At 70.4% G+C, this 19,059-nt stretch carries 19 protein-coding genes; 8 read left to right on the top strand and 11 right to left on the bottom strand.

Annotation, left to right across the window (positions count from 1 at the left end):
- Positions 1 to 98 precede the first annotated feature (98 nt).
- The 3 genes from ABTZ91_RS13240 to ABTZ91_RS13230 are packed head-to-tail and all read right to left on the bottom strand — an operon-like array spanning position 99 to position 2,468.
- On the bottom strand, positions 99 to 1,091 hold the full coding sequence (locus tag ABTZ91_RS13240; protein WP_352077232.1) for an ABC transporter substrate-binding protein: 993 nt from the start codon (positions 1,089 to 1,091) through the stop codon (positions 99 to 101).
- Between the two features lie 16 nt (positions 1,092 to 1,107).
- Positions 1,108 to 1,776 (bottom strand): ABC transporter permease, encoded by a 669-nt coding sequence (locus ABTZ91_RS13235; RefSeq protein WP_352077231.1) that lies wholly within the window; start codon positions 1,774 to 1,776, stop codon positions 1,108 to 1,110.
- Positions 1,773 to 2,468, bottom strand: a complete 696-nt coding sequence (locus ABTZ91_RS13230; RefSeq protein ID WP_352077230.1) for an ABC transporter permease — start codon at positions 2,466 to 2,468, stop codon at positions 1,773 to 1,775. Before ABTZ91_RS13230 ends, ABTZ91_RS13235 begins: the two co-directional genes overlap by 4 nt.
- Before the next feature lie 157 nt (positions 2,469 to 2,625).
- Here ABTZ91_RS13230 and ABTZ91_RS13225 point away from each other — a divergent pair, with 157 nt between their 5' ends.
- Positions 2,626 to 3,612, top strand: coding sequence for an ATP-binding cassette domain-containing protein (locus ABTZ91_RS13225; protein ID WP_352077229.1), 987 nt, complete (start codon positions 2,626 to 2,628; stop codon positions 3,610 to 3,612).
- Here the strand turns inward: ABTZ91_RS13225 and ABTZ91_RS13220 are convergent.
- Positions 3,599 to 4,711 carry an alpha/beta hydrolase-fold protein gene (locus tag ABTZ91_RS13220; protein WP_352077228.1) on the bottom strand — a complete coding sequence of 371 codons (1,113 nt, stop codon included), beginning with the start codon at positions 4,709 to 4,711 and terminating at the stop codon, positions 3,599 to 3,601. The genes ABTZ91_RS13225 and ABTZ91_RS13220 overlap by 14 nt on opposite strands.
- Before the next feature lie 172 nt (positions 4,712 to 4,883).
- On the opposite strand from ABTZ91_RS13220, the gene ABTZ91_RS13215 reads away from it, so the two are divergent.
- From ABTZ91_RS13215 to ABTZ91_RS13190, 6 genes are all read left to right on the top strand, one after another.
- Positions 4,884 to 6,743, top strand: coding sequence for a phosphatidylglycerol lysyltransferase domain-containing protein (locus ABTZ91_RS13215; RefSeq protein WP_352077227.1), 1,860 nt, complete (start codon positions 4,884 to 4,886; stop codon positions 6,741 to 6,743).
- 148 nt (positions 6,744 to 6,891) lie between these two features.
- Positions 6,892 to 7,752, top strand: coding sequence for a dihydropteroate synthase (gene folP / locus ABTZ91_RS13210; RefSeq protein WP_352077226.1), 861 nt, complete (start codon positions 6,892 to 6,894; stop codon positions 7,750 to 7,752).
- A gap of 62 nt (positions 7,753 to 7,814) precedes the next feature.
- Positions 7,815 to 8,213 (top strand): nuclear transport factor 2 family protein, encoded by a 399-nt coding sequence (locus tag ABTZ91_RS13205; protein WP_407077955.1) that lies wholly within the window; start codon positions 7,815 to 7,817, stop codon positions 8,211 to 8,213.
- Between the two features lie 132 nt (positions 8,214 to 8,345).
- Positions 8,346 to 8,705 (top strand): dihydroneopterin aldolase, encoded by a 360-nt coding sequence (folB, locus tag ABTZ91_RS13200; protein ID WP_352077224.1) that lies wholly within the window; start codon positions 8,346 to 8,348, stop codon positions 8,703 to 8,705.
- Positions 8,702 to 9,301: a 2-amino-4-hydroxy-6-hydroxymethyldihydropteridine diphosphokinase gene (gene folK / locus ABTZ91_RS13195; RefSeq protein WP_352077223.1), complete on the top strand. Its 600-nt coding sequence runs from the start codon at positions 8,702 to 8,704 to the stop codon at positions 9,299 to 9,301. The genes folB and folK overlap by 4 nt, the downstream gene beginning before the upstream one ends.
- Before the next feature lie 59 nt (positions 9,302 to 9,360).
- On the top strand, positions 9,361 to 9,846 hold the full coding sequence (locus ABTZ91_RS13190) for a DUF3180 domain-containing protein (protein WP_352077222.1): 486 nt from the start codon (positions 9,361 to 9,363) through the stop codon (positions 9,844 to 9,846).
- A 15-nt stretch (positions 9,847 to 9,861) separates the two neighbouring features.
- Here the strand turns inward: ABTZ91_RS13190 and ABTZ91_RS13185 are convergent, their stop codons facing one another.
- The 7 genes from ABTZ91_RS13185 to dacB form a co-directional block, all read right to left on the bottom strand.
- Positions 9,862 to 10,884 carry a hypothetical protein gene (locus ABTZ91_RS13185; protein WP_352077221.1) on the bottom strand — a complete coding sequence of 341 codons (1,023 nt, stop codon included), beginning with the start codon at positions 10,882 to 10,884 and terminating at the stop codon, positions 9,862 to 9,864.
- Between the two features lie 39 nt (positions 10,885 to 10,923).
- Positions 10,924 to 11,529 carry a GTP cyclohydrolase I FolE gene (gene folE, locus ABTZ91_RS13180; RefSeq protein WP_352077220.1) on the bottom strand — a complete coding sequence of 202 codons (606 nt, stop codon included), beginning with the start codon at positions 11,527 to 11,529 and terminating at the stop codon, positions 10,924 to 10,926.
- 112 nt (positions 11,530 to 11,641) lie between these two features.
- Positions 11,642 to 13,666, bottom strand: coding sequence for an ATP-dependent zinc metalloprotease FtsH (gene ftsH, locus ABTZ91_RS13175; protein WP_352077219.1), 2,025 nt, complete (start codon positions 13,664 to 13,666; stop codon positions 11,642 to 11,644).
- A gap of 189 nt (positions 13,667 to 13,855) precedes the next feature.
- On the bottom strand, positions 13,856 to 14,395 hold the full coding sequence (gene hpt / locus ABTZ91_RS13170; protein ID WP_132917781.1) for a hypoxanthine phosphoribosyltransferase: 540 nt from the start codon (positions 14,393 to 14,395) through the stop codon (positions 13,856 to 13,858).
- 42 nt (positions 14,396 to 14,437) lie between these two features.
- Positions 14,438 to 15,466 (bottom strand): tRNA lysidine(34) synthetase TilS, encoded by a 1,029-nt coding sequence (gene tilS, locus ABTZ91_RS13165; protein ID WP_352077218.1) that lies wholly within the window; start codon positions 15,464 to 15,466, stop codon positions 14,438 to 14,440.
- A 197-nt stretch (positions 15,467 to 15,663) separates the two neighbouring features.
- Positions 15,664 to 16,812, bottom strand: a complete 1,149-nt coding sequence (locus ABTZ91_RS13160; protein ID WP_352077217.1) for a zinc-dependent metalloprotease — start codon at positions 16,810 to 16,812, stop codon at positions 15,664 to 15,666.
- A 93-nt stretch (positions 16,813 to 16,905) separates the two neighbouring features.
- Positions 16,906 to 18,387 (bottom strand): D-alanyl-D-alanine carboxypeptidase/D-alanyl-D-alanine-endopeptidase, encoded by a 1,482-nt coding sequence (dacB, locus tag ABTZ91_RS13155; protein ID WP_352077216.1) that lies wholly within the window; start codon positions 18,385 to 18,387, stop codon positions 16,906 to 16,908.
- Between the two features lie 105 nt (positions 18,388 to 18,492).
- Between dacB and ABTZ91_RS13150 the strand changes: the two genes are divergently transcribed.
- Complete coding sequence (locus ABTZ91_RS13150; protein ID WP_352077215.1) at positions 18,493 to 18,984, top strand: inorganic diphosphatase; 492 nt, start codon at positions 18,493 to 18,495, stop codon at positions 18,982 to 18,984.
- The last annotated feature ends 75 nt before the right edge of the window (positions 18,985 to 19,059 follow it).

Below are 19,059 nucleotides of genomic sequence, written 5' to 3'. Positions count from 1 at the left end.
GGGGGTCGGCCCGGCAATCTCTTGGCGAGTTCTCGCCGTCGCCCGCCCGGGCCGTCCCCATTCCCCGTCGGGCCCGGCCGACTCCCCTTACCCGGCGCCTACTTCTTGAGCAGCCCCTTCGACTGAAGATAGGCCTTCGCGACGTCCTCGGGCTTCGCCCGCTCGGCGTCGACCTTGCGGTTGAGTTCGGCGAGATCCTCCGTCGTCAGCACCTTCGTGATCTTGTCGAGGGCGGCGGCTATCTCCGGTGATCCGGCGTCCTTCGCATTGACCACGGGAAGCACGTTGTCGGCGTTCTGCAGCTTCTTGTCGTCGTCGAGGAAGACCAGTCCGAAGGAGTCGACGGTGGCGTCCGTGGTGGTGGTGAGGACGAGCTGGTCCACCCCGTCCTTGACGGCCTGCTTGGCCTGCGGGGTGCCGACCCCCTTGGGGTCGACGCCGATGACGTCGATGCCGTAGACCTTCTTCAGGCCCGGTGCGCAGAAGGGCCGGATCTCGCATTCGTCACCGGCCGCGATCTTCACCTTCAGCTTGGCGCGGCCGAGATCGGAAAGCGTGGTGAGCTTGTTCTTCTCCGCGAATTCCCTGCTCACCGCGAAGGCGTTCTGGTCGACGGCCCGGCCGACGGCGAGCACCTTCAGTCCGCGCGGCTCGGCGAGCTTCTTCAGCGCCTGGGTGGTGGCGACCGGGTCGGACGAGGCGACCGGCTTCTCCTCGGGCGCCTTGGGGCCGTTCACCTTCGCGTTGAGGAATTCCGCGAGGGTCGCCGCGTATTCCGGAACGACGTCGATCTCGCCCTTCTCCAGGGACGGTTCGTACAGCTCGCGGTTCTTCACCGTGGTGACGCTCGCGGAGTATCCGGCGTCGTCGAGGACCTGGGCGTACAGCTCGGCAAGGACCTTCGACTCGGTGAACGCGGCGGCGCCGACGACGATCGGGCCCTTGTCGCCGCCGCCCGCGCCCCCGCCCGAGGAGCCGTCCTTGGTCTGCTCCAGGCTGTCGCCGCCGCACGCGGCGAGCGTGACCGTCAGTGCCGCCGTGCCCAGTGCCGCGCCCACGAGGCGCGAGGTCCTGCTCACAAGATCACCCATCTCCGTCGTTGTCCTTTCATCCCCGTGGGGCGCCACGGCCGAGGAGCCGGTCCGCGGCCACCAGCAGCACCTCCACGAGGAGGGCGAGGAGGGCCACGAGCACGGCGCCGGCCACCACCTGCGGCGTGTCGTACGTGTTGAACCCGGCGGTGATGATCCGGCCGAGGCCGCCCTGGCCGACCATGGCGGCGATCGTCGCCGTGGCGACGACCTGCACGGCCGCCGAGCGCAGACCCGTCATCAGCATCGGGCGGGCGAGCGGCAGTTCCACCGCGCGGAAGAGCTGGCCGCCGGACATGCCCATGCCGCGGGCGGCCTCCACGACGGCGCGGTCCACCTCCCGTACGCCCACGTAGGCGTGGGTGAGCAGCGGGGGCATCGCGAACAGCACGAGCGCGGCGACCGTCGGCACGTATCCCGCGTTGCGCAGCGGCGAGACCATGAACAGGGCGAGGACCGCGAAGACGGGGACGGCGCGGCCCGCGTTGGAGACGTTGACGGCGAGGGCGCCGCCCCTGCCCAGGTGCCCGAGCCACAGCCCGAGGGGAAGGGCGACGGCGCAGGCGAGGAGCAGGGCGGTCCCGCTCACGTACAGGTGCTCGGCGAGCCGGTGGGCGACACCGCTCTCGCCCGACCAGTTCGCGCCGGTGGTCAGCCAGCTCCACGCGTCCGCGACGACCGTCATCCCCGGCCCCCCGCCGCCGGCCGGGCCCGCGGACGCGTCCAGGGGGTGAGGAGCCGCTGAAGGCCGAGGAGCAGCAGGTCGGCGGCGACGGCGAGCAGCACGCACAGCACGGAGGCGGCGAGCACCTGGGCCTTGAAGAAGGTGGGCAGCGCGTCCTCGATGAGATTGCCGAGGCCGCCGCGGCCGACGATGGAGCCGACCGTGGTGAGCGCGATCGTGGAGACCGTCGCCATCCGTATGCCGGCCATCAGGGCGGGCAGCGCGAGGGGCAGTTCGACCTCCCAGAGCAGCCGGCCCGCCCCGTAGCCCATGCCGCGGGCGGCCTCCCGCGTCTCCGCGGGCACGGCCGCCAGCCCGGCGAGGACGCCCCGCACCAGGATCGTCAGCGAATACAGCACGAGTCCGGTCACCACGAGCGCCGTGGACAGCCCGAGGAAGGGCAGCAGCAGCGAGAACATCGCGAGCGACGGGATCGTGTAGAGCAGGGTGGTGAGCCCGAGGACGGGCCCGGCCAACCGCGGCCGGGCCCGCACCAGCAGCGCGAGGGGAAAGGCCACGGCCAGCCCGAGCAGCACCGACACGGCCGTGATGCCGATGTGCTGGAGGGTGGCGTCGGTCAACTCCTGGGAGCGGCTGCGCAGATAGGCGCCGCAGATCCAGTCGTTCGCCACCAGGCAGTCCGCCGCGGCCATGTCCACCCCCTCCCCGTCACCGTGGACCGAAGATCGAACGTCTGCCGGTGACCCTAACCCCCGCCACTGACAGTCCGCCCGGAATCCTCCAGAAACGCCACGATGTGGAAATACTTCCTTCACACGGACCCGGCCGCGACGGGCCAGAATGGGGACCATGATCCGGTTCGAGCACGTGACCAAGCGGTACGAGGACGGCACCACCGCCGTGGACGACCTCTCCTTCGAGGTCGCCGAAGGCGAACTGGTCACCCTCGTCGGCCCGTCCGGCTGCGGCAAGACCACCACCATGAAGATGGTGAACCGGCTCGTCGAACCCACCGAGGGCCGGATCCTGCTCGGCGGCGAGGACGTCCGCGCCGCCGACCCCGTCACGCTGCGCCGCTCCATCGGCTACGTCATCCAGCAGGTCGGCCTCTTCCCGCACCGCACCGTCCTCGACAACACGGCCACCGTCCCGGCCCTGCTCGGCTGGAAGAAGGCCCGCGCCCGCGAGCGCGCCGCCGAGCTCCTCGACCTGGTCGGCCTCGACCCCACCACGTACGGCCACCGCTACCCCGATCAGCTCTCCGGCGGCCAGCGCCAGCGCGTCGGCGTGGCCCGCGCCCTCGCCGCCGACCCGCCCGTCCTCCTCATGGACGAGCCCTTCGGCGCCGTCGACCCGGTCGTCCGGGAACGGCTCCAGACCGAGTTCCTGAACCTCCAGGCCACCGTCCGCAAGACGGTGCTGCTCGTCACCCACGACCTGGAGGAGGCCATCCGGCTCGGCGACCGGATCGCCGTCTACGGGCAGGGCCGCATCGAGCAGTTCGACACCCCCGCCACCGTCCTCGCCGCCCCCGCCACCCCGTACGTCGCCGATTTCGTCGGCGCCGACCGCGCGCTCAAGCGGCTCGCCGTCACCCCGGTGACCCAGGCCGACCTGGACCGGCCGGCACCCGGCGACGACCTCCCGAAAGGCCCCGCCGCGGCCCTCCCCCTCGGCGCCTCCCTCAAGGACGCCCTCGCCGCCCTCCTCCAGCACGACTCCGGACGCATCACCGTCCACGCCCCCGGCGACCCCGGCCGCGTCCTCGGCACCCTCACCACCGCCGGCGTCCACCGCGCCCTGCGCCGGGCACCGGCACCCCTCAGCTCGCGCTGAGGCGCCCGCTCATCCACACCAGACCCGGCGGGATCTCCCGGTTCCAGGTGTTGAAGTTGTGACCACCGCTGTCCAGCGTGATCGACGACACCCGCGCCGGGGCCTTCACCTTCTTGATGAAGGCGAGCGTCCCCTTCAGGTTCCCCTCGCCCTGCTTCGACGTCGTCACCAGGAACGACGAATTCCCCTGCGGCCGGTGGTCCAGGCTCCACAGCAGGTCCGCCCGCTTGCGCAGGTCCTTGTCCCCGTGGAACAGATCGCCCGTCGTCACGTCCTCGGCCGCCTTGTAGTACGCCGAGAAGCCCGCGCCCGCCGCGAACCGGTCCGGGTGGTGCAGCGCGATCTTCAGGGCGCAGTAGCCACCGGTCGAGTTCCCCATGAAGCCCCAGTTCCGCGGCTTCGTCCCCACCCGGTACGTCTCCGAGATCGCCTTCGGCAGGTCCTTCGCGAAGAACGTCTCCGTCTGCGGCCCGCCCGGAACGTCCACGCACTCCGTGTCCCGCGGCGGCGCCACCGTCGGACGCAGCATCACCAGGATCATCGGCTGCATCTTCTTCTCCTTGGCCTGCTGGTACGCCGTCTTCGGGTACTTCAGGCCCTTGAGCAGGTTCTCCGCCGTACCCGGGTACCCGGTCAGCACCACCGAGGCCGGAAAGGTCGACTTCGCGTACCGGCTCTGGAAGTACTCCGGCGGCAGATACACGTACGCCGGCGAGTCGATCTTCGACTTCTCGCCCGCTATGACCACCTTCTGTATCTGCCCGCCGACCGACGGCCGGCCCCCGCCCGGCACGTCCAGCGCCTGCGTACCGACCACCTTCACGTCCCTGGAGCCGGCCGAGTGGTCCACGACCACACCCATGTCCTGCTCTTGGCCGAACAGATCGGCCCAGGAGCCGTAGAACAGGAACGAGTTGTTCGCCGCGAGCCCCACCGAGGCGAACAGCGTCACCTGGGTGGCGAGCAGCAGCCCGATCCGCCCCAGGACCGACTTCCAGCCGCCACGCGCGAGCCGCGGCCACAGCCAGATCGTGGCGACGAAGAACACCACGGCCAGCGCTACCGCCAGAGCGAGGACCTTGTTGCTGGTGAGACCCATGAGACGTCCGAGCTTTCTTCCTGATTTTTCCCTGAAAATTTCCCTGACGGCGAGTGAACCCGCCCCATCGCTCCTCCGTCCTAGAAGGCGCAAACCCCCGGCACGCCCGCCCGACCAGCGCGGCCCGCCGGATCAACGATCTCTTGCGAAGCCACGGGAAGCACGGGAAACGATGTCTGTCACGGTAGATGGGGACAAAACGCGATCGGTTCCGGATCGCGTACGCCGGATTCTGCGCGGACCCCGACCCGAAAAGGTCCCCGCCCTCGTCGGAACGGCCTGCACGCTCATCGGCCTGATCGACATCGCCGCCGGCGTCTTCCCGCGCTTCCGCGCCAGCCGCATGCACGCCCTCGCCGAAGTCCTCCCCGGCACCCTCGGACCGCTCTCCGCGGCCCTCTCCCTCAGCGCCGGCGTCCTGCTGCTCCTCCTCGCCCACGGCCTCAAGCGCAACAAACGCCGCGCCTGGCGCGCCGCCGTCATCCTGCTGCCCATCGGCGCCGTCGCCCAGTTCGTCTGGCGCCACTCCCTCACCGGCGCCCTGCTCTCCCTCGCCCTGCTCGCCCTCCTCCTACGCCACCGCGACGAATTCGCCGCCCTGCCCGACCCCCGCAGCCGCTGGCGCGCCCTCGCCAACTTCGTCGTCATGGGCGCCGGATCCATCGCCCTCGGCCTCGTCATCGTCAGCGCCCACCCCCGCCGCGTCGTCGGCAGCCCCAGCCTCACCGACCGCCTCGAACACGTCCTCTACGGCCTGTTCGGCATCGAAGGCCCCGTCGCCTACACCCGCGGCGTCGACTGGACCGTCGGCTACTCCCTCGGCGCCCTCGGCATGCTCACCGCGCTGACCACCATCTACCTCGCCTTCCGCCCCGAGCACCCCGCCGCCCGCCTCACCGAGGACGACGAGACCAAGCTCCGCGCCCTCCTCGACAAGCACGGCGCCCGCGACTCCCTCGGCCACTTCGCCCTCCGCCGCGACAAGGGCGTCGTCTTCTCCCCCAGCGGCAAGGCCGCCGTCTGCTACCGCGTCGTCTCCGGCGTCATGCTCGCCAGCGGCGACCCCATCGGCGACGTCGAAGCCTGGCCCGGCGCCATCGAACGCTTCATGGACGAAGCCAAGGCCCACTCCTGGACCCCCGCCGTCATGGGCTGCTCCGAGACCGGCGGCCACGTCTGGACCCGCGAGACCGGACTCGACGCCCTCGAACTCGGCGACGAAGCCGTCGTCGACGTCGCCGACTTCTCCCTCTCCGGCCGCGCCATGCGCAACGTACGCCAGATGGTCAAACGCATCGAACGCAACGGCTACACCACCAAGGTCCGCCGCGTCGCCGACCTCACCGACGCCGAACTCGACCGCATCCGCCGCGCCGCCGACGACTGGCGCGGCACCGACACCGAACGCGGCTTCTCCATGGCCCTCGGCCGCATCGGCGGCCCCGGCGACGGCGAGGCGGTCATAGCCACCGCCCACAAAGAAGACGACCCCGACACCCCCGACGGCCCCTCCCCCTACGGCGACCTGAAAGCCATCATCCACTTCGTCCCCTGGGGCCCCGACGGCATGTCCCTCGAACTCATGCGCCGCGACCGTGCCGCCGACCCCGGCATGAACGAGCTCCTCATCGTCGCCGCCCTCCAGGCCGCCCCCCGCCTCGGCATCCAGCGCGTCTCCCTCAACTTCGCCATGTTCCGCGCCGCACTCGCCCGCGGCGAGAAGATCGGCGCCGGCCCCGTCCTGCGCCTCTGGCGCGGACTCCTCGTCTTCCTCTCCCGCTGGTTCCAGATCGAATCCCTCTACAAGTTCAACGCCAAATTCCAGCCCCGCTGGGAACCCCGCTTCGTCGTCTACCGCAAAAGCCGCGACCTCCCCCGCATCGGCTTCGCCGCCATGCAGGCCGAAGGCTTCGTGAACCTCAGCCTCCCCCGCCCCCTCGCCCGCCTCACCCGTCGCACCCACACCGCCACACCCCGCCCCTGCGCCCACATCGTCCCCACCCAGCCCGAACACGAGATCCGCGCCGCCTGACCCCACCCCACCGGCCCCCCGGGCCTCCCCGGCCCGACCGGCCTGCCCCGCCCCACGGGTCTCCCCGGCCCCACCGGCCTCACCCCGCCCCACCAGCCCCACCGGCCTCACCCCGCCCCACCCACGGGGCAGGCCCTACGCTGGACGCATGAGTACGACGATCGACCGGGGCACGCCACTCGGCCTGCCGGAGTGGAACCGCTGCGCGGTCATGGGCGTGGTCAACGTGACCCCCGACTCCTTCTCCGACGGCGGCCGCTGGTTCGACACCACGGCCGCCGTCAAACACGGCCTCGACCTCGTCGCCCAAGGCGCCGACCTCGTCGACGTCGGCGGCGAATCCACCCGCCCCGGCGCCAGCCGCGTCGACGAGGACGAAGAACTCCGCCGCGTCATCCCCGTCGTCCGCGGCCTCACCGCCGAAGGCATCACCGTCTCCGTCGACACCATGCGCGCCACCGTCGCCGCCCGCGCCGTCGACGCCGGCGCCCGCCTCGTCAACGACGTCAGCGGCGGCCTCGCCGACCCCGCCATGGTCCCCGCCGTCGCCGCCGCCGAAGTCCCCTTCGTCGTCATGCACTGGCGCGGCTTCAGCAAGAACATGAACAGCCTCGCCGTCTACGACGACGTCGTCCACGAAGTCGTCACCGAACTCCGCACCCGCATGGAAGCCGTCATCGACGGCGGCATCGCCCCCGAACGCATCATCGTCGACCCCGGCCTCGGCTTCGCCAAACTCGCCCCCCACGACCTCGCCCTCGTCGCCCACCTCCCCCGGCTCCGCGCCCTCGGCCGCCCCCTCCTCGTCGCCGCCTCCCGCAAACGCTTCCTCGGCCACGTCCTCGCCCACGACGGCGCCACCCCACCCCCCGCCCGCGAACGCGACGCCGCCACCGCCGCCGTCTCCGCCATCGCCGCCCACGAAGGCGCCTGGGCCGTCCGCGTCCACGAGGTCCGCGCCACCGCCGACGCCGTACGCGTCGCCAGAGCCGTCGAAGGAGCCAGGTGACCCGCGCCACCGAGGCCGACCGCACCGCCGTCGAAGCCGCCAACACCGCCTTCTACGAAGCGATGGAACAAGGCGACTTCGACACCGTCACCGACCTCTGGCTCGACGACCCCGCCACCACCGTCTCCTGCGTCCACCCCGGCTGGCCCGTCCTCACCGGCCGCGGCGAAGTCCTCCGCTCGTACGCCCTCATCATGGCGAACACCGACTACATCCAGTTCTTCCTCACCGACGTCGAGATCTCCCTCGCCGGCGACGTGGCGGTCGTCACGTGCACCGAGAACATCCTCAGCGGCGGACCCGCCGAGGACGGCGCCGAACTCGGACCCCTCCTCGGCGAGCTCGTCGTCGCCACCAACGTCTTCCGCCGCACGTCAGAGGGCTGGCGCATCTGGTCCCACCACGGCTCCCCCGTCCTGCCCGACACCGACGACGACCACACCACCGACCCCGACACCTGACCCCCCTCACCCCACCCCCCACCAGAGGCGCCGCCCCGACTGTCACCACCCGCAGGTAGATTCGACGATGGACACCCGGCCGTCCGCACCCGGCTGCGTGGCCACCGAACTACGACAGCAGGAGTGATTCGCGTGGATCGTGTCGCGCTGCGCGGCCTCAAGGCCCGAGGACACCACGGCGTCTTCCCCAAGGAACGCGAAGAGGGACAGACCTTCATCGTCGACCTCACCCTCGGCCTGGACACCCGCGCCGCCGCCGCCGACGACGACCTGACGAAGACCGTCCACTACGGCGTCGTCGCCGAAGAGGTCGTCGACGTCGTCCAGGGCGAGCCCGTCGACCTCATCGAAACCCTCGCCGAACGCATCGCCCAGCAATGCCTCAAGCACACCGGCGTCCAAGAGGTCGAAGTCGTCGTCCACAAGCCGGACGCACCCATCACCGTCCCCTTCGACGACGTCACCGTCACCATCACCCGGAGCCGCGCATGAAGCCCCAGCACAGCGACCCCACCGTGCAGCCCGTACCGGCCGCGGTGACCGCCGCCGTCGACGCGGCCGACGTCACCCTCTCCAACCCCAAATGGGCCGTCCTCGCCCTCGGCGCCAACCTCGGCAACCGCCTGGAAACCCTCCAGGGCACCGTCGACGCCCTCGAAGACACCCCCGGCCTCCGCGTCAAAGCCGTCTCCCCCGTCTACGAAACCGAACCCTGGGGCGTCGAACCGGGCACCCAGCCCTCCTACCTCAACGCCGTCGTCCTCGTGAAGACCACCCTCCCCCCGGCCTCCCTCCTCGAACGCGCCCACGCCGTCGAAGAGGCCTTCCACCGGGTCCGCGAAGAGCGATGGGGCGCCCGCACCCTCGACGTCGACATCATCACCTACGCCGACGTCACCTCCGACGACCCCGTCCTCACCCTCCCCCACCCCCGCGCCCACCAGCGCGCCTTCGTCCTCGCCCCCTGGCACGACGTCGACCCCGAAGCCCAGCTCCCCGGCCACGGCCCCGTCACCCACCTCCTCGCCACCCTCGGCCACGAAGGCGTCACGCCGCGCACCGACCTGGAACTCCGACTCCCCGAGTAGTCGTTACGCTCCTCAAGAGACACCACGGACAGGCGCACGGACCACACGAAGGGCACCCGGTGAAACAACTGCGGCTCAAAGTGCTCGCCGGACTCTTCATCGCGGCCGGCATCCTCTCCTGGGGCGCCGCCCGCCTGTGGGACTCCGTCGGCACGCTCCCCAGCGTGCCGCTCGCCGCCCCCATCGTCCTCGCCGCCATCGCCGCCGTCCTCACCGCCACGGCCCTCTCGCTGCGCGCCCGCCTCAGGGCCCAGCGCGAGCGCCGCCCCGGCGCCAAGGGCGTCGAACCCCTCATGGCCGCCCGCGCGGTCGTCTTCGGCCAGGCCAGCGCCCTCGTCGCCGCCCTCGTCGCCGGCATGTACGCCGGCACCGGCGTCTTCCTCCTCGCCTCCCTCGACGTCCCCGCCCGCCGCGACCAGGCCCTCTACGCCGGCCTCTCCGTCCTCGCGGCCATCGGCGTCATCGCCGCCGCCCTCTTCCTGGAACACGTCTGCAAACTCCCCGACGACGAGGACGACACCCCGGGCCCCGCCCCGGCCGCCTAGCCCGCCCGTGCCGCGCTACCAGGGCTCCCGTACGAGATGCCCGTTCACCAGGAACGTCGGGTGCGGGGACAGCCGGTAGCTGTAGAACGTGAAGGGCTTGGCGCCGAGGGCCGGGCGGGGGCGGACCTCGCGGACCTGGACCCAGGCGGACTCGGGCGGGTGGAGGGGGTGGTGCTCGGGGGTGAAGGTGCCACGGCTCTGCCAGCGATTCGATACGTAGAGTCGCGAGGCCAGCCCTCTCTTCGACGGCGTGAAACGCGCTCCGATGATCCGAGCCACCTCGACGAGGAACGGCACGTTGGCGCTCGTGATGATGCGCCCGTATCCATGACTCGTTCCACAGCCGTCACCGTCGATGTAGCCGTCGAGAAATCCCTGGAAGGTGTCGATGTCGCGCAGCACCACCCTCGGAAAGCCCTGCCGCATGTGGTGGGCGTCCCCGCCGACGTAGTGCCGCACGGCATCCGAGAGCAATGAGGAGACCACTCGGACGCGAAAGCCAGGTAGGTCTCGCTTCAGGTAACCGGACGGCCGAGTAACCGCCTCCAGACGCGTCGACAGCCCCGTGCAGGCGGTCAAGGCGGCCGCGTAGCGGGCTGCGAAGTCCTCCTCGTTCACGATCAGTGACACGTAGTTCTTGCCCACCGTGCCGTCGGCACAAGTGGCACCCACGAAGTAGCCGAACTCGTACCCGGGCCGGATCGTGAACCGCTCCCGGCACAGCTTCCGCGCCGGCGTCCAGGCAACCGTCGCACCCTCCGCATCCTTCGCTCGCGTCCAGCCTTCGGGCGTGGCGAGCAGCAAATCCGGACTGGCGGTGAACGTCATGTGATCCGTGACCACGTCGACGGCCTCGCGGCCCTTCAACGCCGTCACACCGACGACCGTGGTCTGCACGGTCCGGTCGCCGTCCAGCGTCCACATTGCACTGCCCGGCATGACGTTCTTCGCCTGGACACAGCCGTCCACCAGATTCACCAGCATCTTGCTGGAAAGCCCGTACCCCATACCGCCCCCTTGATCAGCGATCAGCTCCACTGATCAAGGACGGTATGGAGCAAGGCGGACAGCCCGCTACTAACGGGCCAATATCAGGGACATAGCCTCGGCACGTGTAGTAGCGTCACGAAGTTGGCCACGCACCGCCGAGGTCGTCGTCTTCGCGCCCGGCTTCCGGATGCCGCGCAGCGACATGCACATGTGCTCCGCCTCGATCACGACGATCGCGCCACGCGCCTCGAGGACCTCCATCAGCGAATCGGCGATCTGCGTGGTCAGCCGCTCCTGCACCTGCGGACGGCGCGCGAAGACATCGACCAGGCGGGCCAGCTTCGACAGGCCGGTGATTTTGCCCGTTTCGGCCGGGATGTAACCAATGTGAGCTACGCCATGGAATACCAGCAAATGATGCTCACACATACTAGTCAGTTCGATGTCCTTCACGAGCACCATTTCGTCGTGCCCCAGGTCGAACGTCGTCGTCAGGACGTCCTCCGGCTTCTGCCAGAGCCCCGCGAACAGCTCCCTGTACGCCCGCGCCACCCGCGCCGGCGTCTCCTTCAGCCCCTCGCGGTCCGGGTCCTCCCCGACCGCGATGAGGAGCTCCCGTACGGCGTTCTCGGCGCGCTTCTCGTCGAACTCGCCGATCTTGCCCTCGCCGTCCAGCGTCACCGGGTCGGTCATCTGTGCCTCGTTCCGTCTGTCTGACATGGCGCGAAAAAGCCGCGCCCCCACAGGCTAGAACCTGTGCGGGCGCGGCTTCCATTCCGGGACCCGTGACGGGTCCTGTGGAGCCTTACGGCTCCGGGGTGTCCTCGGGGGCGACCTCGATGGCCTTGGTGGTGTCCACCGTGGGGGTCGTCGAGGAGGAGCCGTTGGCGCTGTTGGTCAGGGCCAGCTCCTTGGGGGAGAGGACGGGCGGGCGGGTGGAGGGGGTGCGGCGGGAGGAGCCGGTCCAGGCCGGGCGGGCCGGGCGCTTGACGATGGGGGCGAAGATCTCGGCGATCTCCTCCTTGCCCAGCGTCTCCTTCTCGAGCAGCGCGAGGACGAGGTTGTCGAGGACGTCGCGGTTCTCGACGAGGATCTCCCACGCTTCGTTGTGGGCGGCCTCGATGAGCTTCTTGACCTCTTCGTCGACCAGCGCGGCGACCTCTTCGGAGTAGTCGCGCTGGTGTGCCATCTCGCGGCCGAGGAAGGGCTCGGTGTTGTCGCCGCCGAACTTGATGGCGCCGAGTCGCTCGGTCATGCCGTACTGGGTGACCATCGCGCGGGCCGTGGCGGTGGCCTTCTCGATGTCGTTGGCGGCGCCGGTGGTCGGGTCGTGGAAGACCAGTTCCTCGGCGGCGCGTCCGCCCAGCATGTAGGCGAGCTGGTCGAGCATCTCGTTGCGGGTGGTGGAGTACTTGTCCTCTTCGGGGAGGACCATGGTGTAACCCAGGGCCCGGCCGCGGGACAGGATGGTGATCTTGTGGACCGGGTCGGAGTTGGGGGAGGCCGCCGCGACGAGGGCGTGGCCGCCCTCGTGGTACGCGGTGATCTTCTTTTCCTTGTCCGACATGATCCGGGTGCGCTTCTGGGGGCCGGCGACCACGCGGTCGATGGCCTCGTCGAGCGCCTTGTTGTCGATCAGCTTCTTGTCCGAGCGGGCGGTGAGCAGGGCCGCCTCGTTGAGGACGTTGGAGAGGTCGGCGCCGGTGAAGCCGGGGGTGCGGCGGGCGACCGCTCCGAGGTCGACGTCGGGGGCGACGGGCTTGCCCTTCTGGTGGACCTTGAGGATCTCCAGTCGGCCCTGCATGTCGGGGCGGTCGACGGCGATCTGCCGGTCGAAGCGGCCGGGGCGCAGGAGCGCGGGGTCGAGGATGTCGGGCCGGTTGGTGGCGGCGATGAGGATGACGCCGCCCTTGACGTCGAAGCCGTCCATCTCGACGAGGAGCTGGTTGAGGGTCTGCTCGCGTTCGTCGTGTCCGCCGCCGAGGCCGGCGCCGCGGTGGCGTCCGACGGCGTCGATCTCGTCGACGAAGACGATGGCGGGTGCGTTGGCCTTGGCCTGCTCGAAGAGGTCGCGGACGCGGCTGGCGCCGACGCCGACGAACATCTCGACGAAGTCGGAGCCGGAGATCGAGTAGAACGGGACTCCGGCCTCGCCTGCGACGGCGCGGGCGAGGAGGGTCTTGCCGGTTCCGGGCGGGCCGTAGAGCAGGACGCCCTTGGGGATCTTGGCTCCGACGGCCTGGAACTTGGCGGGTTCCTGGAGGAATTCCTTGATCTCCTGGAGTTCCTCGACGGCTTCGTCGGAGCCCGCGACGTCGGCGAAGGTCGTCTTGGGGGTGTCCTTGGTGATGAGCTTGGCCTTGGACTTCCCGAAGTTCATGACGCGGGAGCCGCCGCCCTGCATCTGGTTCATCAGGAAGAGGAAGACGACCACGATGAGGACGAAGGGCAGCAGGGAGAGCAGGACCGAGAGGAACGGTGACTGCTTCTCCGGGGAGACGGTGTAGCCGTCCTTGATCTGGCCGGCTTCGAACTTCTCCTGGAGCTTGTCGGCCAGGTCGGCGCCCTGGGTGCCGATGTAGCTGGCCTGGACCTTGCTGCTCTTGTCGATCTTCTGGCCGTCGACGAGCTCGATCTTGACGACCTGCTCGTCACCGGTGGTGAGCTTTGCGCTTTTGACCTGGTTCTTGTCGATCGCCTGGACGACCTTGCCGGTGTCCACCGTCTTGTAGCCCTCGGACGAGCCGACGACCTGCATCAGCACGACCACGGCGAGGACGGCCAGCACGATCCACATGACCGGCCCGCGGAAGTATCGCTTCACGTCCATCCATACGGGGCGTGCTCGACGCCCCGTCCCTCCTGCCCGTAGGTGAATGCTGCTGAGTAGCTGCTGTTGTTTGGAGCTGCGGTATGAAAAAGCTGTTCTTCGGACGGTACCCCAGCATTGTCACCCGCGGCCGTCTTCCCTTGCTTCAACGGAGGGAGGGCGGTGCGGGTTCCCGTGGGTCGTGGGTCCTCAGCCGCCGTAGACGTGGGGGGCGAGGGTGCCGACGAACGGGAGGTTGCGGTACTTCTCGGCGTAGTCGAGGCCGTATCCGACGACGAACTCGTTGGGGATGTCGAAGCCGATCCATTTGACGTCGATGGCGACCTTGGCGGCGTCCGGCTTGCGCAGGAGGGTGCAGACCTCCAGGGAGGCCGGTTCGCGGGAGCCGAGGTTGCTCAGGAGCCAGGACAGGGTCAGGCCGGAGTCGATGATGTCCTCGACGATCAGGACGTGCTTGCCCTTGATGTCGGTGTCGAGGTCTTTGAGGATGCGGACGACGCCGGAGGACTGGGTGCCGGCGCCGTAGGAGGAGACGGCCATCCAGTCCATGGTGACGGGGGTGGACAGCGCGCGCGCCAGGTCCGCCATCACCATCACGGCTCCCTTGAGGACGCCGACGATGAGCAGGTCCTTGCCCGCGTACTCCGCGTCGATCTTCGCGGCCAGTTCGGCCAGCTTCGCGTCGATCTCTTCCTTGGTGATGAGCACCGACTTGAGGTCGGTGCCCATGTCCTTCTCGTTCACCCGGGTCACTTTCGTTGCAGCCTTGCGTCAGCCTTGCCGAATGACCAGTCTGCCACCCTGGCGGCGTGCCTCGACGCGGCCGGGCAGGTTGATGGCTCCTTGGCCGCGCCAGCCGGTGATGAGCCGGTCGAGTTCTTCGATGTGGCGGGCGAAGAGGGATCCGGCGGGGGCGCCTTCGGCGATGACGGCGCGGCGCAGGACGCGGCGGCGTACGGCGGGGGGGAGGCCGTGGAGTTTGGCGCATTCGAGGCGGCCGGCTTCGTCGCGTACGGCGGCTTCGGCGTCGGCGGCCCAGGAGTCGAGGGCGTCGGCGTCGTCGCGGGAGAGCTGGGCCGTTCGGGCGAGGGCTTCGACGACGCCTTTGCCGAGTGCTTTTTCGAGGGCGGGGAGGCCTTCGTGGCGGAGGCGGGAGCGGGTGTAGGCGGGGTCGCTGTTGTGGGGGTCGTCCCATACGGCGAGTTCCTGGGCGATGCAGGCCTTGCGGACGGTCTGGCGGTCGAGCTCCAGGAAGGGGCGGCGGTAGCGGCGTGCGGTGCCGGAGACGGCGGCCATGCCGGAGAGGGAGCGGATGCCGGAGCCGCGGGCGAGGCCGAGCAGGACGGTTTCCGCTTGGTCGTCGCGGGTGTGGCCGAGGAGGACGGCGGTGGCGCCGTGGCGTTCGGCGGCGGCGTCGAGGGCGGCGTAGCGGGCGTCGCGTGCGGCTGCTTCGGGTCCTCCGTCGCGTCCGACGGTGACGGCGATGGCTTCGACGGGGTCGAGGCCGAGTGCGGTCATGCGGTCGGTGACTTCGGTGGCGCGCTGGTCGGAGCCGTGTTGGAGGCCGTGGTCGACGGTGATGCCGCCGGCGCGGAGGTCGAGTTTGCGGGCTTCGAAGGCGAGCGCGGAGGCGAGTGCCATGGAGTCGGCGCCGCCGGAGCAGGCGACGAGCACGAGGGGGTGTTCGTCGGGTGTCCGGTGGGGGGTGGTGGGGGTGCTGTTGCGGTGTTCGGTGAGGACGTCGTGGAGTACGCGGCGGACCGCCAGGCGTATCGCCGCGACCGCAGGATGGGGACCCATGTCCGGTGCCCTTCGTGGTGAGTGTGGGTGCCTCGGTCGGTGTGTTAACGGTCGGAAGTGGGGGTTCGGTCACTGAGAGTGCGTCGATGGTGACAGAACCTGGCCGTTACCCGAGCATTGCACGCCTTACCCGCCGTTCACGGTCCCTCGGATGGGTGATGGTGGGGGTGTTCTTCGGTCATGCGGCGCGTCTGTCTTCAGGAGTCTGCCTTACGGTGCACCCTCGCCACCCAGTCGGCGGGGTGGGCGATCTCGGTCTTGGTGGGGAGCGTGTTGGGGGAGGTCCACACGCGGTTGAAGCCGTCCATGCCGACCTGGTCGACGACGGCGCGGACGAAGCGTTCGCCGTCGCGGTACTGGCGGAGTTTGGCGTCGAGGCCGAGGAGTTTGCGCAGGGCGAGGTCGAGGCGGGAGGCGCCGCGGGCGCGGCGTTGCTGGAATTTCTCGCGGATCTCGGCGACGGAGGGGACGACGTCGGGGCCGACGCCGTCCATGACGTAGTCGGCGTGTCCTTCGAGGAGGGACATGACGGCGGTGAGGCGGCCGAGGATCTCGCGTTGTTCGGGGGTCTGGACGAGTTCGACGAGAGAGGGGGCGGGTTCGCCTTGTTCGCCTTCGGGGCGGCTGCCGGTGAGGGTCTGGACGGCTTCGCGGAGGCGTTCGATGACGGTGGTGGGGTCGACGTCGGTGGCGGCGAGGAATGACTGGATCTCGCCTTGGAGGTGGTCGCGGAGCCAGGGGACGGCGGTGAACTGGGTGCGGTGGGTTTCTTCGTGGAGGCAGACCCAGAGGCGGAAGTCGTGGGGGGAGACGTCGAGCTCGCGTTCGACGTGGACGATGTTGGGGGCGACGAGGAGGAGGCGTCCGCCGCCGTCGGTGCCGGCAGGGAGTTCGCGGGTGGCGGGGGCGAAGGTCTCGTACTGGCCGAGGATGCGGCTGGCGAGGAAGGACAGGAGCATGCCGAGTTCGACGCCGGTGACTTTGCCGCCGACGGCGCTGAGGACGGTGCCGCCGGGGGTGCCGGCGCGGCGTTCCTGCATCTTCTCGATGAGCGGGGAGAGCAGTTCGCGGAAGCCGGCGACGTTGGCGCGGATCCAGCCGGCGCGGTCGACGACGAGGACGGGTGTGTCGGTGATGTCGGCGGGGTCGTGGCCGTCGGGGATCATCCGGGTGTAGGCCCGGACGTGTTCCTCGGCGGCTTTGGCGTGTCTGCGGAGTTCGGCGACGACCGCGCGGGCCTCGTCCCTGCTCACTTCGGGGCCCGGGCGTACCAGGCGGGTCGCCGTCGCGACGGCGAGATTCCAGTCGACCATCCCCGATGTGCCTGCACCACCGATGCTCGTCATGCGTCAACCGTACGTTCTCGGCGTCCGTTGGGTGAGGGTTCGGGTGACTCTTTCGCCCGGGTCAGGCCCCGGTCAGGCGGGGGTCAGGCCCGCTCAGGGCGGGGTCGGGCCGGGTCGGTGGGGTGGGGCGAGGGCGGCGGAGAGGCGGTCGAGGGCGGGGCGGGCGGTGAAGGGGGAGGCGGTGTCGCCGGCGAGGAAGGCGAAGGCGAGGAGGCGGCCATCGGCGGTGACGACGGTGCCGGCGAGGGTGTCGACGCCTTTGAGGGTGCCGGTCTTGGCGCGGACGGTGCCGGCTCCGGGGGTGGTGGCGGGGTCGTCGTAGCGGTCGGCGAGGGTGCCGCTGAAGCCGCCGACGGGCAGTCCGGTGAGGACGGGGCGCAGGGTGGGGCGGGTGGGGTCGGCCGCGCGGGTGAGGATGCCGGTGAGGAGGCCGGCGGAGATCCGGTCGCGGCGGTCGAGGCCGCTGCCGTCGGCGAAGCGGGCGCCGGCGAGGGGGAGGCCGAGGCGGGCGAGCTCGTCGTGGACGGCTTTGGCGGCGCCGGTGAAGCTGGCGGGTTGCCGGTGGGCGAGGGCGGTCTGGCGGGCGAGGGCTTCGGCGAGGTCGTTGTCGCTGTGGGTGAGGGTGTGTTCGACGAGGTCGGCGAGGGGTGCGGAGTGGGTGCGGGCGAGAGGTGCGGCCTTGTCGCCCTGGGGGGATTTGCCGGGGGTGGGGGTGCCCTGGACGGTGATGCCGGCCCGGTGGAGGAGGTCGGCGAAGGCGGTGGCGGTGTCGCGGGCGGGGTCGGTGCTGCGGGGGGCGGTTCCGGTGTGGCTGTCTCCCCCAGAGCCTTCGGCCTGGGAGGTACCCCCGATTCGCCGGCCGGCGTTCGTCATGAGGGCGGTGACGGGGGCGAGGTTCTCGTTGGGGCCGATGGGGTGGAGGACGGGGCCCTGGTAGAGGCTGGTGTCGTAGGTGAGGCGTACGGACGGGGTGCCGCGGGTCTTGAGGGCGCGGGCGGTGGCGTCGGCGAGGTGGCGCAGGCGGGTGTGGTCGAGGGTGGGGTCGCCGCCGCCGACGAGGGTGACGGTGCGGCCGTCGGGCGTGGCGGTCGTGGTGGTGGCGATGCGGTGGTCGGGGCCGAGGGCGGAGAGCGCGGCGGCGGTGGTGGCGATCTTGATGGTGGAGGCGGGGGTCATGGGGGTGGCGGCGCCTTCGCCGTAGAGCTGTCGGCCGGTGGTGGTGTCGACGACGGAGGCGGTGCGCAGGGGGCCGAGGGCGGGGTCGGCGAGGAGGGGGACGAGGGTGGCGGCGAGGTCGTCGCCCGGTCGGGTGAGGGTGCCGGTGGCCGCGGCGGGGTCGAGGGCGCGGAGGACTCCGGCGGCGCTGGGGGCGGGGGCGGGGCGGCGGGGGGCGGGGTCGCCGGGGGCGCCGGCGTGATGTGCGCCACCTGTCGTCGCGAGGGTGACCGCGCGGGCCCGCTCGGCCTTACGCTGACCCGTGTCCCACGGGCCGGCCGCGGCCACCGCTGTGGTGGCCAGGGCCAGACCGAGCACGGCGGAGCCCGCCACGAGCTGCCAGGTTCTCGGCTCCGGCATGTGATGACCAGCCCCTTTCGCGATCAGGACCCTGCGTGAGGGACACTTAACCACCGCGCGTCGTCGCGAGCATTGACATGTGTTGATTCAGGAGGAGATCCACCCGTGGAGTTCGACGTTCTCATCGAGATCCCCAAGGGATCGCGGAACAAGTACGAGGTCGACCACGAGACCGGTCGGATCCGCCTGGACCGCCGGCTCTTCACCTCGACGGCCTACCCGACGGACTACGGCTACGTCGAGAACACCCTCGGCGAGGACGGCGACCCGCTGGACGCGCTCGTCATCCTGGACGAGCCCACGTTCCCGGGCTGCCTGATCAAGTGCCGCGCCATCGGCATGTTCCGCATGACGGACGAGGCCGGCGGCGACGACAAGCTGCTGTGCGTCCCGGCGACGGACCCGCGCATGGAGCACCTGCGCGACATCCACCACGTGGCCGAGTTCGACCGCCTGGAGATCCAGCACTTCTTCGAGGTCTACAAGGACCTGGAGCCCGGCAAGTCCGTCGAGGGCGCCGACTGGGTGGGCCGCGCCGAGGCCGAGGCCGAGATCGAGAAGTCGTACGCGCGCTTCAAGGAGCAGGGCGGCCACTGAGGCGTCTGTGTTCCCGGGTCGGTCGGGCCTTGAGGCCTGATCCGGTCGTGCGGAGGGGCGGTGCACCTGCTGAGG

It is taken from the genome of Streptomyces sp. NPDC126499 (genome assembly GCF_040302485.1).
Lineage (GTDB): Bacteria > Actinomycetota > Actinomycetes > Streptomycetales > Streptomycetaceae > Streptomyces.
This window is presented reverse-complemented; position numbering and strand designations above follow the sequence as displayed.

What these genes read in the sequence shown, in the direction of transcription:
- ABTZ91_RS13235 (WP_352077231.1), bottom strand. Translation starts at nt 1,776, where the DNA reads ATGACGGTCGTCGCGGACGCGTGGAGCTGGCTGACCACCGGCGCGAAC.
- tilS (WP_352077218.1), bottom strand. Translation starts at nt 15,466, where the DNA reads ATGGGTCCCCATCCTGCGGTCGCGGCGATACGCCTGGCGGTCCGCCGC.
- ftsH (WP_352077219.1), bottom strand. Translation starts at nt 13,666, where the DNA reads ATGGACGTGAAGCGATACTTCCGCGGGCCGGTCATGTGGATCGTGCTG.
- ABTZ91_RS13160 (WP_352077217.1), bottom strand. Translation starts at nt 16,812, where the DNA reads ATGACGAGCATCGGTGGTGCAGGCACATCGGGGATGGTCGACTGGAAT.
- ABTZ91_RS13240 (WP_352077232.1), bottom strand. Translation starts at nt 1,091, where the DNA reads ATGGGTGATCTTGTGAGCAGGACCTCGCGCCTCGTGGGCGCGGCACTG.
- folK (WP_352077223.1), top strand. Translation starts at nt 8,702, where the DNA reads ATGAAGCCCCAGCACAGCGACCCCACCGTGCAGCCCGTACCGGCCGCG.
- dacB (WP_352077216.1), bottom strand. Translation starts at nt 18,387, where the DNA reads ATGCCGGAGCCGAGAACCTGGCAGCTCGTGGCGGGCTCCGCCGTGCTC.
- folE (WP_352077220.1), bottom strand. Translation starts at nt 11,529, where the DNA reads ATGACCGACCCGGTGACGCTGGACGGCGAGGGCAAGATCGGCGAGTTC.
- hpt (WP_132917781.1), bottom strand. Translation starts at nt 14,395, where the DNA reads ATGGGCACCGACCTCAAGTCGGTGCTCATCACCAAGGAAGAGATCGAC.
- ABTZ91_RS13230 (WP_352077230.1), bottom strand. Translation starts at nt 2,468, where the DNA reads ATGGCCGCGGCGGACTGCCTGGTGGCGAACGACTGGATCTGCGGCGCC.
- folP (WP_352077226.1), top strand. Translation starts at nt 6,892, where the DNA reads ATGAGTACGACGATCGACCGGGGCACGCCACTCGGCCTGCCGGAGTGG.
- ABTZ91_RS13220 (WP_352077228.1), bottom strand. Translation starts at nt 4,711, where the DNA reads ATGGGTCTCACCAGCAACAAGGTCCTCGCTCTGGCGGTAGCGCTGGCC.
- ABTZ91_RS13215 (WP_352077227.1), top strand. Translation starts at nt 4,884, where the DNA reads ATGTCTGTCACGGTAGATGGGGACAAAACGCGATCGGTTCCGGATCGC.
- ABTZ91_RS13225 (WP_352077229.1), top strand. Translation starts at nt 2,626, where the DNA reads ATGATCCGGTTCGAGCACGTGACCAAGCGGTACGAGGACGGCACCACC.
- ABTZ91_RS13205 (WP_407077955.1), top strand. Translation starts at nt 7,815, where the DNA reads ATGGAACAAGGCGACTTCGACACCGTCACCGACCTCTGGCTCGACGAC.